The 13347-nt window shown below is 59.4% G+C and carries 13 protein-coding genes; 11 read left to right on the top strand and 2 right to left on the bottom strand.

Going from position 1 to position 13347, the window contains the following annotated elements; all coding sequences use genetic code 11:
- Nucleotides 1–22: 22 nt before the first annotated feature.
- From hpaD to HMPREF3148_RS02530, 4 genes are all read left to right on the top strand, one after another.
- Nucleotides 23–1099 (top strand): 3,4-dihydroxyphenylacetate 2,3-dioxygenase, encoded by a 1077-nt coding sequence (gene hpaD / locus HMPREF3148_RS02545; RefSeq protein ID WP_049152028.1) that lies wholly within the window; start codon nucleotides 23–25, stop codon nucleotides 1097–1099.
- 107 nt (nucleotides 1100–1206) lie between these two features.
- Complete coding sequence (gene hpaH / locus HMPREF3148_RS02540) at nucleotides 1207–1992, top strand: 2-oxo-hept-4-ene-1,7-dioate hydratase (RefSeq protein WP_005530770.1); 786 nt, start codon at nucleotides 1207–1209, stop codon at nucleotides 1990–1992.
- The gene (locus HMPREF3148_RS02535) at nucleotides 1977–2756 is read left to right on the top strand and encodes an HpcH/HpaI aldolase family protein (protein WP_049152030.1); all 780 of its coding nucleotides are present in this window, start codon (nucleotides 1977–1979) and stop codon (nucleotides 2754–2756) included. Before hpaH ends, HMPREF3148_RS02535 begins: the two co-directional genes overlap by 16 nt.
- An 8-nt stretch (nucleotides 2757–2764) precedes the next feature.
- Nucleotides 2765–4240 (top strand): NAD-dependent succinate-semialdehyde dehydrogenase, encoded by a 1476-nt coding sequence (locus tag HMPREF3148_RS02530; RefSeq protein WP_049146186.1) that lies wholly within the window; start codon nucleotides 2765–2767, stop codon nucleotides 4238–4240.
- A 46-nt stretch (nucleotides 4241–4286) separates the two neighbouring features.
- On the opposite strand, the gene HMPREF3148_RS13470 is transcribed toward HMPREF3148_RS02530, so the two are convergent.
- On the bottom strand, nucleotides 4287–4484 hold the full coding sequence (locus HMPREF3148_RS13470) for an excalibur calcium-binding domain-containing protein (protein ID WP_049152032.1): 198 nt from the start codon (nucleotides 4482–4484) through the stop codon (nucleotides 4287–4289).
- Between the two features lie 49 nt (nucleotides 4485–4533).
- Nucleotides 4534–5478, bottom strand: a complete 945-nt coding sequence (locus tag HMPREF3148_RS02525) for an AraC-like ligand-binding domain-containing protein (RefSeq protein ID WP_049063658.1) — start codon at nucleotides 5476–5478, stop codon at nucleotides 4534–4536.
- Nucleotides 5479–5602: 124 nt separating this feature from the next.
- On the opposite strand from HMPREF3148_RS02525, the gene HMPREF3148_RS02520 reads away from it, so the two are divergent.
- From HMPREF3148_RS02520 to HMPREF3148_RS02490, 7 genes are all read left to right on the top strand, one after another.
- Nucleotides 5603–7012 carry an aldehyde dehydrogenase family protein gene (locus tag HMPREF3148_RS02520; protein WP_070508630.1) on the top strand — a complete coding sequence of 470 codons (1410 nt, stop codon included), beginning with the start codon at nucleotides 5603–5605 and terminating at the stop codon, nucleotides 7010–7012.
- Between the two features lie 30 nt (nucleotides 7013–7042).
- Nucleotides 7043–7306: a hypothetical protein gene (locus tag HMPREF3148_RS02515; protein ID WP_049063655.1), complete on the top strand. Its 264-nt coding sequence runs from the start codon at nucleotides 7043–7045 to the stop codon at nucleotides 7304–7306.
- Nucleotides 7307–7309: 3 nt separating this feature from the next.
- Nucleotides 7310–8098: a zeta toxin family protein gene (locus HMPREF3148_RS02510; protein WP_049063653.1), complete on the top strand. Its 789-nt coding sequence runs from the start codon at nucleotides 7310–7312 to the stop codon at nucleotides 8096–8098.
- Nucleotides 8099–8253: 155 nt separating this feature from the next.
- Nucleotides 8254–9729, top strand: coding sequence for a recombinase family protein (locus HMPREF3148_RS02505; protein WP_049152033.1), 1476 nt, complete (start codon nucleotides 8254–8256; stop codon nucleotides 9727–9729).
- A gap of 364 nt (nucleotides 9730–10093) precedes the next feature.
- Complete coding sequence (locus HMPREF3148_RS02500) at nucleotides 10094–10519, top strand: lactococcin 972 family bacteriocin (RefSeq protein WP_223197632.1); 426 nt, start codon at nucleotides 10094–10096, stop codon at nucleotides 10517–10519.
- Between the two features lie 5 nt (nucleotides 10520–10524).
- Nucleotides 10525–12531, top strand: a complete 2007-nt coding sequence (locus HMPREF3148_RS02495; protein WP_049152034.1) for a hypothetical protein — start codon at nucleotides 10525–10527, stop codon at nucleotides 12529–12531.
- On the top strand, nucleotides 12518–13252 hold the full coding sequence (locus HMPREF3148_RS02490) for an ATP-binding cassette domain-containing protein (protein WP_049063648.1): 735 nt from the start codon (nucleotides 12518–12520) through the stop codon (nucleotides 13250–13252). The genes HMPREF3148_RS02495 and HMPREF3148_RS02490 overlap by 14 nt, the downstream gene beginning before the upstream one ends.
- Nucleotides 13253–13347: the final 95 nt, after the last annotated feature.

Below are 13347 nucleotides of genomic sequence, written 5' to 3'. Positions count from 1 at the left end.
CATTTCTTTAAAGGAGCACATCATGACCACCGTTCAAGCACCGGATATCCTGCGTTGCGCCTATATGGAGATCGTTGTTACCGATCTTGAGGCTTCCCGTAAGTTTTACGTGGATACCTTAGGCCTCGTCGTGACCGAGGAAGATGACAACGCAATCTACCTGCGCACCTACGAGGAGTTCATCCACCACAACCTGGTGCTGCGCAAGGGCCCTGTTCCGGCAGTGGCGGCCTTCTCCTACCGCGTGCGTAGCCCCGAAGATCTGGACCGTGCTGAGGAGTTTTACAAGGCCCGCGGCTGCGAGGTTCGTCGCAACAAGGACGGCTTTGTCAAGGGCATCGGCGACTCTGTGCGTGTGCAGGATCCGCTGGGCTTCCCATACGAGTTCTTCTACGAGGTAGAGCACCGTGAGCGTCTGGCGTGGAGCTATGACGCTCATATCCCGGGCGCGTTGGTTCGCTTGGATCATTTCAATCAGATCACCCCGGATGTTCCGAAGGCCGTGGATTACATGGAGGATCTTGGCTTCCGCGTCACTGAGGATATCCGTGATGAAGAGGGCACCGTTTATGCCGCATGGATGCGCCGTAAGCCGACCGTCCACGACACCGCAATGACCGGTGGCGACGGCCCGCGCATGCACCACATCGCGTTCGCGACCCACGAGAAGCACAACATCATCGCCATCTGCGACAAGCTTGGCGCTCTCCGTGAGTCTGACGCTATCGAGCGCGGCCCAGGCCGTCACGGTGTTTCCAATGCCTACTACCTCTACTTGCGCGACCCGGATGGTCACCGCGTGGAGATCTACACCCAGGACTACTACACCGGCGACCCAGACAACCCGGTTGTCACCTGGGACGTCCACGACAACCAGCGTCGCGACTGGTGGGGTACCCCGGTTGTGCCTTCTTGGTACCGCGACGGCTCCACCGTCCTCGATCTCGATGGCAATCCGGTTCCACTGGTCGAGCGCACCGATGAGTCCGAGATGGCGCAGACCATCGGCGCGGATGGCTTCTCCTACACCCGCAAGGAAGATTCCGAGGAGATGCCGGAGTGGAAGCAGGGCGAGTTCAAGCTCGGCAACCAGCTCTAAAGCTCTCATGGATGCTGGACTGTGATTTCAAGGTTGATTAAAACCCAGAAATGCAGTCCAGCTTTTCTGCATGTTTCACGTGAAACAACGAACTAAGGAATTCGACAATGTTAGATAGCAAGCAACATATAGCCATCGCGGATGAGCTGGCGCAGGCCGAGCGCGACCGCACGATGATTCCTCTGCTGAGCACTCGTTTCCCGGACATGGGTGTGGAGGATTCTTATGCCATCCAGGGTGAATGGGTAAAGCGCGGCATCGCCGGTGGGCGGCGCCTCGTTGGCCGCAAGATTGGCCTGACTTCCAAGGTAATGCAGGAGGCGACCGGCATTACTGAACCGGACTACGGGGCAATTTTCGCGGACCAAGTTTATGAGAACGGTTCCGTTATCGAGCATGCGCAGTTCTCGAACGTGCGCATCGAGGTGGAGCTCGCCTTCGTTCTCAAGGAGGACCTGGCGGGGCCTAACTGCAGCATCTTTGACGTGCTTCGCGCGACCGATTACGTGGTGCCAGCCTTGGAGATCCTCTCCTCCCGCATCGAGATGAAGGGTCGCACCATCGTGGACACCATCTCTGACAACGCGGCGCTCGGTGCGATGGTTTATGGCGGCAACCCAGTCCGTCCCGAAGACGTTGACCTCCGTTGGGTCTCCGCACTCCTCTATCGCAATGAATCCATCGAAGACACCGGCGTCGCCGCGGCGGTGCTCAACCATCCGGCGATGGGCGTCGCCTGGCTGGCGAACAAGCTGCATGCCCACGGCGACACTTTGAAGAAGGGTGACATCATCCTCGCCGGCTCCTTCACCAAGCCGATGTGGGTGGAGCCGGGCGATACCGTCCACGCCGATTATGGAAAGTTGGGAGCGATCACATGCCGATTCCAGTAGAACTTCCGCCAACCTTCACGCGCGCGCTTGACCACGCCCCCTTGATCGGCGCCTGGATCTGCTCCGGCTCCCAGGTGGCGGCGGAAATTGTTGCTTCCGCCGGTTTCGATTGGCTGCTCATTGATGGCGAGCACTCCCCTTATAGCTTGGAGACCATCGCAGAATTGCTTCGGGCCACGGATGCGTATGGGCCAACCCGCATGGTGCGTGTTCCGGTTAATGACACCGCACTTATCAAGCAATACCTAGATGTTGGTGCCCAGAATCTGATGGTGCCGATGGTCGATACTGTCGCCGAGGCCGAGAAGGCTGTAGCGGCAATGTATTACCCACCGCACGGTGTGCGCGGCGTCGGCAGTGCTTTGGCTCGTTCTTCCCGCTGGAATGGTGTGGAGGGGTATTTGCAGAAGGCCGCTGAGACCGTCAGCCTGACCGTGCAGATTGAGTCCTTCACCGCTGTGGAGAACGCGGCGGAGATCGCGGCCGTCGATGGTGTTGACCAAGTATTTGTTGGCCCTTCGGATCTGGCGGCCTCAATGGGGCTGCTGGGTCAGCAGACCCACCCAGACGTGCTGGACGCAGTGCAGCGTACTTTCGATGCGGTCCGTGCCGCAGACAAGCCGGTGGGCGTCAACGCTTTCAATCTGGAGCAGGCGCAGCGTTATCTCGACGCAGGTGCGTCGTTTGCGCTGGTAGGAGCTGATGTCCAGCTGCTGTCCGGTGCGGCGCGTACGCTGGCGGATAAATTCTCGAAGAAAGGTTAGCAACTTTTATGACTATCAATGTTGAGCAACTGTTGGCCAAGGTTCCGACCGGCCTGCTGATTAACGGGCAGTGGCGCGATGCTGCGTCAGGTGAGACCTTCGACGTGGAGAATCCCGCCACGGGTGAGGTACTAGCCACATTGGCTTCGGCTAACTCGGAGGATGCCGTGGCCGCGCTGGATGCCGCCTGTGCCGTCCAGGACGAGTGGGCGCGTACAACCCCGCGCGAGCGTTCTAACATTCTGCGTCGTGCCTTCGAGCTTGTTACCGAGCGTAAAGATGAATTCGCTGCGTTGATGACCTTGGAAATGGGCAAGCCTCTGGCTGAGGCCTACGGTGAGGTCACTTACGGTGCGGAGTATCTGCGCTGGTTCTCTGAGGAAGCCGTGCGTGACTATGGCCGCAGCTTGCCTGCACCGGAGGGCACCCTTCAGATGGTGACCCGCCGTAAGCCGGTGGGCCCGTGCCTGCTTATCACCCCGTGGAACTTCCCACTCGCCATGGCTACCCGCAAGGTTGCGCCGGCGGTTGCTGCGGGCTGCACCATGGTGCTCAAGCCAGCGAAGCTGACTCCACTGACTGCTCAGTACTTCGCGCAGACCATGATTGACGCGGGTCTTCCGGAGGGCGTTCTGAACGTCGTGGCGGGCAAGTCCGCTTCCGCCATTTCTGAGCCGGTCATGGCTGACTCGCGCCTCCGCAAGGTGTCTTTCACTGGCTCTACTCCGGTGGGTAAGACTTTGTTGAAGGCTGCTGCGGACAACGTTCTGCGCACCTCCATGGAGCTCGGCGGCAACGCGCCGTTCATCGTCTTCGAGGACGCAGACTTGGATCAAGCTGTAGAGGGTGCGATGGGCGCGAAGATGCGCAACATTGGTGAGGCCTGCACCGCAGCTAATCGCTTTATCGTGCACGAGTCCGTGGCCGAAGAGTTCGCACAGAAGTTTGCAGCCAAGATCTCTGAGCTCAAGGTGGGCAACGGTATGGATGAGGGCGTTACCTGTGGGCCGCTCATTGAGAAGAAGGCTCAGGACAACGTCGCCGCGCTCGTCGAAGACGCTGTGGCCAAGGGTGCCAAAGTCCTCGTCGGCGGCAGCCGTGGTGAGGGTGCTGGCTACTTCTACGAGCCGACCGTCCTGACCAATGTTTCACGTGAATCACGCGTGGCGCAGGAGGAGATCTTCGGACCGGTTGCGCCGATCCTTACCTTCAGCGATGAAGCAGAGGCCATCGATCTGGCCAACGACACCGAGTATGGCCTTGCCTCCTATGTGTTCACGGAAAACTCCGACCGTATGTGGCGCGTGGGCGATGGCCTAGAGTTTGGTCTCATGGGCTTCAACGCCGGTGTCATCTCTAACGCCGCTGCCCCATTCGGTGGCGTCAAGCAGTCCGGCATGGGCCGCGAGGGTGGCGCCGAGGGCATCGAGGAGTACACCTCGCTGCAGTACATCGGTGTGCGCAATCCCTACGCCAACCGATAAGGAATAAAGAAATGCAGCCACTCCGATGGGGTGGCTGCTCTAGGTCTTAACGAGGGTCGCGCTCGCAACCAACGCCATCGCCATCACGATCAAACGAGGACTGGGAGTTGGTGGCGGTATCTTGTTCGGCTGTAACGCTCTTTTGGGACGCTACCGGAGCGTTAACTTCTTGTGCTTGCGCTGGAGAGATAGCGCCAAATGAGAGGGCCGCAGCAAGCAGTAGGACAAGAGATTTCTTCTTCACAAAATGATTATGTGACTACGCAGATCCGTATAGAGGCTAAATGGGAAATTTACCCCGATCTAGAGCTCTTAAAGGGATGGAGTGTGAAACGGGCGCGATAAGCGCTGGGAGAAATCCCGAACTCAGCCTTGAAGATGCGCGAGAAATGCGATGGATCGTGCAGTCCGTAGCGCGCGGCGATGGTGCCAATGGATTCCTTGGCATTTAAGGGGTTTGTTAGCTCCTCTCGTACTTTCTCTAGTCGGCGGCTGCGGATGTAGGAACCTACTGAAAGGCCTTGGGCGGCAAAGCGCGAATGAAGATGGCGTACGGATACGAAAAGTGCCGTGGCGATGGCGCTTGGGGAAAGATCTGCATCACCCAAATGCTGCTCGATATATGAGGTGGCCTGGTTGAATAACAAATTCTTCGAGTCAGAGGCGGTGTCGATTTCAGAAGAGAACACTGTGACCAACATGTTTAACGCGGAACGAACGAGCGCGGAGGCATGCGGCCCCTCCAGCACGTCGAGATTGTTGGCCAGCTGCTCGAAAAGCGGCACTGCCACCTTGCCCAAGCCATGATCACGGGAAACTGGGCTCGCAGTTAGCTGCTGAATCTGAGCCGGTGTGAGGCTAAGTAGGCTCTGTGGAAAGTGAACGATAAGAGTGTGCTGCTCGACGGGATATTCAAGAACATAAGGCCGTTGAGTGACATACAGTGCTAAGTCACCGGGATGAAGCTCGCAGGTTCGGCCATCTTGCGCCATGGTGGAGCGGCCCGAAAGTTGCAAGCTGAGCTTGCAAAAGGGGGCGTCGCCAAGCGCTGCGCTTTCCCTTTTTACGGAATGGGGCGCGGTGTGCATGTCAAAGAGAGAGACCTCCCCCACTCTGGTGCTGGTGAGCTGGGCCCAAAAGGTGCTCACCTCGGGTGCGTGAACCTCAAGCTTGCCGAAGGTTTCCGAAGACGCCGCGCGCCAGGCCGCGAGGTCATAGTGCGAGGAAGAGTTGGGCATATAAATACTATACAGTGACCTCAAGCACACTTTTGAACAAGCTTTGTGCGCTGAGAGTCAAATGTAATTATGTGTTGTGGGTAACAATGGGCGAAACATTGCACACCTCGACTAAGGAGAATAAATGTCGCAGTTCGCCACCTATGAAGATCTTCTCGCAGCCATCACCGTTGATGAGGGCCGCGAAATTATCAACCCGGCCACCGAAGAGGTTGTGGGTGTCGCACCTGAAGGCAGTGTTGAGGAGCTCAATGCGGCGGTTGAGCGTGCGGTTCAGGCGCAGAAGTCCTTTGCAAAGCTCAGCGATGCTGAGCGTTGTGACCTCCTGCTGAAGGCTGCGGACGCCATTGAAGCTTCCGCGGAGCCGCTGGTGGAGCTGCTCTCCCGCGAGCAGGGCAAGCCGCTGAAAGGCCCGAATGCTCGCTTCGAGGTTGGTGCGTGCTCCGCGTGGCTGCGCGCGACGGCGTCCTTCGAGTCCCCTGATTACACCGCTGTCGATGATGACATCACCGCGACCGTGCACTACCGTCCGCTCGGCGTCGTCGGTGCGATTGGCCCGTGGAACTGGCCGATGATGATCACCATTTGGCAGATTGCCCCGGCCCTACGCATGGGTAATGCCGTGGTGGTTAAGCCTTCCGAGTACTCCCCGCTGTCCGTCCTGGCGCTCATCAAGGTCTTTAATTCCGTGCTTCCGGAAGGCGTCCTGCAGGTTGTCACCGGCGACGGCGCGGTAGGCGCAGCGCTGACCACTCACGCGGACATCGACAAGATCATGTTCACCGGCTCCACTGCGACCGGCAAGAAGATCGTCGAGTCCTCTGCCGCGAACCTGCAGCGCCTCACCCTCGAGCTCGGCGGCAACGACGCGGGCATCGTGCTTGACGACGCCGACCCAGCCGCCATCGCCGGCGACCTTTTCTGGGGCGCGTTCATCAACACTGGACAAACCTGCGCGGCAATGAAGCGCCTGTACGTGCCGGAATCGCTTTACGACGCCGTCTGCGAAGCCCTCGTCGAGGTAGCCAAGGCCTCGCCGATGGGTGTGGGCTTGGAAGAAGAAAACGTGCTCGGCCCGCTGCAGAACAAGCAGCAGTTCGACATCGTGGACAAGCTCGTCAACGCCGCCAAGGACTCCGGCGCCCGCGTGCTGCTGGGCGGTGACCCGGACTATGACGCGCCGGGCTACTTCTACCCCACCACCCTGGTGGCGGACATCGACCCGGATAACGCGCTGGTCGTCGAGGAGCAGTTCGGCCCGGCACTGCCGATTGTGAAGTACACAGACCTGGATTGGGCCATCGAGCAGGCCAACAAGCTTGACGTGGGCTTGGGCTCTTCCGTGTGGTCCTCCAACCGTGAGCGTGCACTGGACGTTGCTGCGCAGCTGGAGGCTGGCACCACGTGGATCAACAGCCACGGTGCGGTGGATCCGCGCGTGCCTTTCAGCGGTATTAAGTCCTCCGGCTATGGCGTGGAGTTCGGTACCGAGGGCCTCAAGGGCTTGGCTTACCCGCAGATCATCAACGGCTAAAACCGGCCTGGCGCTGCTATTCTTAGCGCCATGAGCACCACCAAAGTCCCGGAGATCGAGTACGCAGCCTTCGACGCAATGAAGGAGATTGCGTCCTCGCTGAAAGCTGCCTACCTCACTCGGGCCGCTGAAGCAGGCAACGATGTTGAATCACAATGGTGGATTCGTCAGAATTGGCTGGTAGAGGACATAGTCAGTGGTGTTGATTCAACCGACATTGAAGCCATCCGCGCCGCTGCGGCTCTCTTTGCGCAGCGGCTTGAAGCCCTCTCCTCCGAGCACAAAGCGGCATAGCTTATGCTTTCCGCCGCTGACTTCCCCGTTGATCCGCAGGTCATGGAGCAGCGGCTAAAGACTCTGCAAACTAGCTATTTTGGTCGGTCGAATGCTCATGGTCCGGCTGTTCCAGAGGTCATTTATTTGGCGGGGCAGCCAGCGTCAGGCAAATCAACGGCTATTGAATCTGTAAAGAATGGTCACGCGGTCCTTGATTCCGATGAGGTTCGGAAGCTGCACCCCGCCCTCGACGAGATCATGGAGCGCGACCCCCTGCGCATGGATGTGCTCACCAATGGACCGGTGCCCTATTGGATGTCCTCGCTGATTGAATATGGTCGGCAGCACGGCCACTCCCTCATCATTGAGAACACGCTGTCCAACCCGGAATTCATCGCGGGTGAGATAGCCAAGTTTCGCTCCGCGGGTTTCCGCGTGAGGGTCGTGGGCTTGGCGGTGGCGCAGGAGGTCTCCAGGCTCGGTGTCGTCCAGCGCTACCTGGAGGCGCAGCGCGTGAGCCGCTACCCGCGCTGGACCAATGAGGTTTCCCATACGTCGGGCTTTAAGGCCATCGTCCCAGGGCTTCAAGCGATTGCCCCGCTTGTCGACGACCTCGAGATCCGCACCCGCGACGGCCGCACCTTGAGCGGTATCGAGGATATTGAAGCCGAGCGCGCAACCTGGTTCGACTCCCCCGCCATTCGTGCTGATTGGCTGGCCCGCTTCGACAGCTGCGACTTGAGTGGCCTTGAAGCGGAGAAGCTCACGCAAAACCTCGTGGCTGATGCAGAGCGTATCCGCAAACTTTAAGGCTGTGCCCGTGGAACTGCGCGCCCGGTAGGCGGTGGGAGCTTCGTGTCAAAGCGGCTGCTGGCGAGCTAGCGGTCTGCGAGGTCGAGCAGGCTGAGGATGTCGTCTGCGTGGAGTTTCGTTTCAATGTAACCTAAATGCGCTATGAATAGCGTATGACTACACGTGCTGCTATTTACCTCCGTATCTCGTTAGATGCTGCCATGGACGGCCTCGCCATCGACCGGCAGCGTCAGGACTGCGAAGCCCTCGCCGAGCAACGCGGCTGGGACGTCGTGCATACCTACGTCGATCAATCGATCTCTGCATCAAAGAAGGACGTGGACCGTCCCGACTACGACGCGATCATTTGCTGGGACCTCGACCGCCTCACACGACAGCCCGCGCAGCTCGAAGAGTGGATCGACAGGGCGGAAGAGCAGGGGCTGAAACTCGTCACCGCGAACGGTGATGTTGACCTTGCCACCGACGGCGGCAGAATGTACGCGCGTATCAAAGCAGCCGTGGCGCGCGGCGAGATCGAACGCAAAAGCATGCGCCAATCCCGTGCGCAACAGCAGCGCGCCGAGCAGGGCCGCTGGTACTCCGGCGGTGTGCGCCCGATCGGCTACACCTCCACCGGCGAGATCATCCCATCCGAAGCCGCCGCCGTGCTCGGTATGTTCCGCGCTGTCGAGAGGGGCAACTCCATGCGCGATATCGCACGCGCCTTATCTGGGGTCGATCAACCGGGCTTGCCGGACATTCCGACCACGCCGCGCCATATGCACACCGTGGTCACAGAGCGCAACGCACGCCGTCGCGCTGCTGGCCAGGAAGAAAAGTCGGTTCCCGACGCGCAGCCCTGGGCCTACACGTCGTTGCACTCGATCCTGCGCAACCCCGTGTATGCCGGCTACTCCACGTATAAGAAGGCCAAGCGCAAAGGCGTGAAGAACAAATACCGCCGTGTCACGCATATCGTCCGCGACCCCGATACCGGCGAGCCGGTGAAAGGGCAGTGGGAGCCGATCGTCACACCAGATCTGTGGTGGCGTGTGCAAAACGTGCTCGATGATCCCGACCGGCTGACAAACAAGGAGCGCCGGAATACTCGCCGCCATCTTGGCTCGGGCCTGTATGTCTGCGACGAATGCGGCAACCCCGTGCACACGCATACCGACCGCTACCGCTGCGCGGCCTGTGGCTTAGTGCGCACTCACAGCGTCGATGATTTTGTGCTCGCCGTGATCCGCGCCCGCCTTGGCCGTGACGACCTAGCAGACCTGTTGCCAACTGCGGATGACGACGAGGTCGACGCCATCGACGACGAACTCGCTGAGCTTCGCGCAAAGCTCGCCCGCGTCCAGGCTGACTACGACGAGGAGCTTATCGAGGCCCGTGACCTCAAGCGCGCGCGAAACCGTTATGAGCCGCAGATCGAGAAACTCGAAACGCGCCCTGCCCGCCTTGCTGGCGCATCGGCGCTGCTCGACACAACCGGCTACGCCTCGCCCGTGGACGCCTTCGACAACGCAGAGCTTGCCGTGCAGCGTCGAGTCATCAACACCCTGTGCCAGGTGCGCCTGCGCCGTGGCGTGCGCGGCACCAAGACCTTCAACCCTGAATCGGTGCAGATCGTGTGGAACTAGGTTGCAGTGTGTGGCACATCAACAATCGCGCGCATGTGCTGCGCCTTAGGGGCGGCCTAAGCAAGCGCACGACACCGTGCGCTTGCGGCGTGCGAAACTAGGCAGGAGTTTCGCGCAGCTGACGTTGGCGAGGGTGACGTCAGAAGAGAGCAAGGACGAAAGGGCGTGTTGCGGGCAACCCCACTCCGTACGGGGTGAATCCAAGACATAGCGGACCAAGGACAACCACCGCCCTCCCGAGCCTAAGGCCCGTGAAAAGTACCAATAAAATTAGAAAACTGGTTCTATTCCCATTTATATTCACTTAGGGTAGCCTTCCTTTTGAGGCAATCCCGCCTCATTTCCTCTCTCAAAGGAGACTGTTATGACCCCCAAAAAGCGCACTCGGCAGTTTGCAGCGCTGCTGATTGCCTCTGCTCTGAGCGTTTCCGTATCTAACTCAGCCGTTGCTTCCGCAGAAGAATTCCAAGACCACGGCGCCAAGGGAGGCTTTGCTTCCGGTGTGATGGCCGAGCTACTCGGCGAGGCAGCACCAGCCTTCACAACCTACTGGGCATCTGTCGGCCGGAAAGTTCGCTACCCTGCAGGTGGCGGTACCTGGGAGTACGGATTCTGGGACGCTAAGGCGCGTTCTTATTTCACCGTGAATCGGTGCCATACTTCGACTGTGATCGTCAACGACAGAAGGCAACAAAGCATCGACACCCGCGGCGGCCAGAAGTCGATCGCTGAGCTTTGGGCAACGAATTTGCCGGGCACTAAGGACAGCTACTACTACAACTTCTGCTAGAACTCATGCGTATTCGACCCCTAGTACTTGGGCTTTTGAGCCTACTTCTTGCTGCAGTCATCGCGACTACTGGGTGGCTGCTGACAGCCCTGGTTGACTCCACCAAGCCCTTGTCCTTAGGGGTCGAATCAACCTTTAGTCTTGACTACGTCGAGCCTAAGACTTCACTCGCGGAGGAGCTTGAGTCAGACTACGCACCGACGGTAATCCGTAACTCACTGGTTTCATTGGCCGAGCAGAACGGCTACTCCATCTACCGGCTGACTGGCACCAATGACGCAAGCGGGACTTCCCACGAGGTTTTCATCCCGCTGGAGGAAAATTATCCAGCACCGGAACGCATTCCCCGGCTCAACCGGCCGGATGCCTTGAGCCAAGCGGCCAGTGAGCTTGGGTCGCTGGATTACCACGGTGACTACGTCTTGGTTCCCAAAGCAACGGGTGGCAATGCGAACCACTTCTACGAATCGGCCAGGAATGACGGGCTCAGGCTAAGCGAAAAGACGCAGTTCCTTCACCTCATCCAATCGGTCGTATTCCGCCTGCCCGCGTTGGTGGCGATCCTGTTTCTATTTGTCGTTTCCCTTTTTGCCCTGGTATTTGTTCTTCGGGTTTCCGGTCTTAGATTGGCAGCGCTGCGCACAATAAATGGAGGGCACCGCAGTCAAAAAGGCAATTGGCGGCAATGGACCTTTGTCATCCTCCCGCACCTAGTTCTCATTGGCCTTGCGAGTACATTCCTCGCCCGCCAAGGGAGCTATTCTTTTGCCCTCCTGTTCCTCAGGTTCTACGCCGCCGGGATAGGCTTGGCCCTGGCTACCACCGGTTTGGCCGTAGCCGTCACCGTCCCATTGTTGCGCCGCGCAGTAGCGCTGCTGGGGCAGCGTGCCCCCGCAGAGAAGGCGGCGGGAAAAGCGCTGAAAGTAATTTCGGTCTTTACCTGCGTGACCTTTGTAGCAGCGGGTCTTAGCTCAGCGGCTGCGCTCCGCTCCTACCAGCAGGAATCCGAGGCCCAGCAGACCTGGAAATCTCTCGCGGAGTTTGGAGCCTTGCATTTTTCAGCCAACTTCGACGGTCCTGCTGGCCGCGTGGAAGGAGGCGAGCTCTTGCCGCCCAGTGTGCAGCAGAACTTCCGCGACTTCGCGCTCAGCTGGGAACGGGAGCACGGGGCTGTCCTCAGCCATACTTTGCCGAAAGAAGGTACCGGTGTGCCGGACTCCTGCCCCGTGGCACTTGCTAACCGCCAATGGCACGATCTGCAGGATTATCAGTTCCGTCCCGGAGACGACAACCACTCGGTCGACTATTCCGCAGCCCAAGAGCATTTCGCAGCTTCCGTGGATCTGTGGGCTCAGGAATCCGGCGACCTGCTCCTTAAATCTGCGCAAATTGGTCCGGTCAGTGCCGATCATGCGGTCGGATTCATTAGTGGAACAATGTCGGGGGAACTGGTTCCCGGCGATTGTTTTTACGTGCTTGAAACGGACGATCTATCCGGCTTCGACGCAGACTTCCTAAGCTCCACAGCTTCGAGTGAAAATTTGCTCTTCGCGGATTTCTCGGAACTGGGTCCAGAACTTACCGCTGCCGGCCTCGAAGGCTACGTGTACCCGGTACGCGCGGCCGATCGCGGTCTGGCCGAACTAGTAGCCAGCACGGCGCTGTTCTGGCTGAGTATCCTGAGCGCCCTCGGAGCTTTGCTCGCTACGCTTGCGGCCTTGATAGTCCAGGCGCGCATCCAGCTCCGAGTTCACCGTCGCCTCCTGGTACTCCTCCACAGCGCTGGGCAATCACCGGACAAAACGATGTGGCGACTATTCAAAAGCCAACTGGTCAGCCTGACAGTTGTCGTCATATTGTCCGTCCTGGCTCCGCTACTGCTTCCCAACCCGTTCCTCTACACCTTCGCCGCGCTAAGCTGCCTTGTCTTAATCGTCTACCTCGGTTTTGTCCGTCTCAGTATTTCTCAGCACATGTCCGCCTCCCCTAGGAGTCACAATGTCATTGGCTAGCCCCGATCAGTCCCCCACTCTGCCGCCGGAGATTTCCACCTCTCATCTCTGTCTCGCCGCGGAGTCGACTTTTTCTGTGGGGCGCAGCACGCGGATGGTGAAGAAGTCCCTCGTGGAAAATGCAACGTTTTCCCTACCCGGGCCAGGCTTTGTCGCCATCTGTGGAGCCAGCGGTTCCGGAAAGACTTTGCTGCTCAACACCTTGGCCGGGCTCCTGCCGCCGGCGGACGGCCTCCTCCGGATAGACGGTGAGAATGCCTCCGCGTGGAGGATGAAGCGGAGGCGGAGGTTCTGGCGAGAACGCGCAGCGATAATCCACCAAGACCACGGAATCATTCCCGAACTAAGCTGCGAAGATAACCTCACCCTCGGACTATCCAGGAAGCAATACTCCAAAGAAGAATTGCTGCACTCCCTCGGCGAAGTCGGTCTTGATGTCCCCTTCGACGGGCCGGCAGCTATTCTCAGCGGAGGCGAGCAGCAGCGGCTGGCGATCGCCCGAGCCCTGCTCCGCGGCGCGGCTTATGTGTTCGCTGACGAGCCGACCGCCTCCCTCGACCCCACTAACCGCGACCAAGTTATCGCGCTCCTGCGGCGAGCTGCGGACGGGGGCGCACTCGTTCTGGCCGCCACGCACGATGCCGCAGTTATTGCTGCCGCTGACAGCACCTTGCGCATCAATGATCGCCAGGTCACAGTCTCCGGCTCTGCGCGGGATTAAATCGCGATGCCCGCGGCCTTGGCCACCTTCCGGTACCCGGCCGCATGGTCCGCGACGCTGGCGTGGGCGTTGAGTCCGCTGGGGTTGTCGAGCCC

The sequence above is a fragment of the Corynebacterium sp. HMSC05D08 genome (assembly GCF_001807215.1).
In the GTDB taxonomy this organism is placed as follows: Bacteria; Actinomycetota; Actinomycetes; order Mycobacteriales; family Mycobacteriaceae; genus Corynebacterium; species Corynebacterium striatum.
The sequence above is the reverse complement of the archived record's forward strand: the minus strand, read 5'-3'. Positions and strand labels throughout refer to the sequence as shown.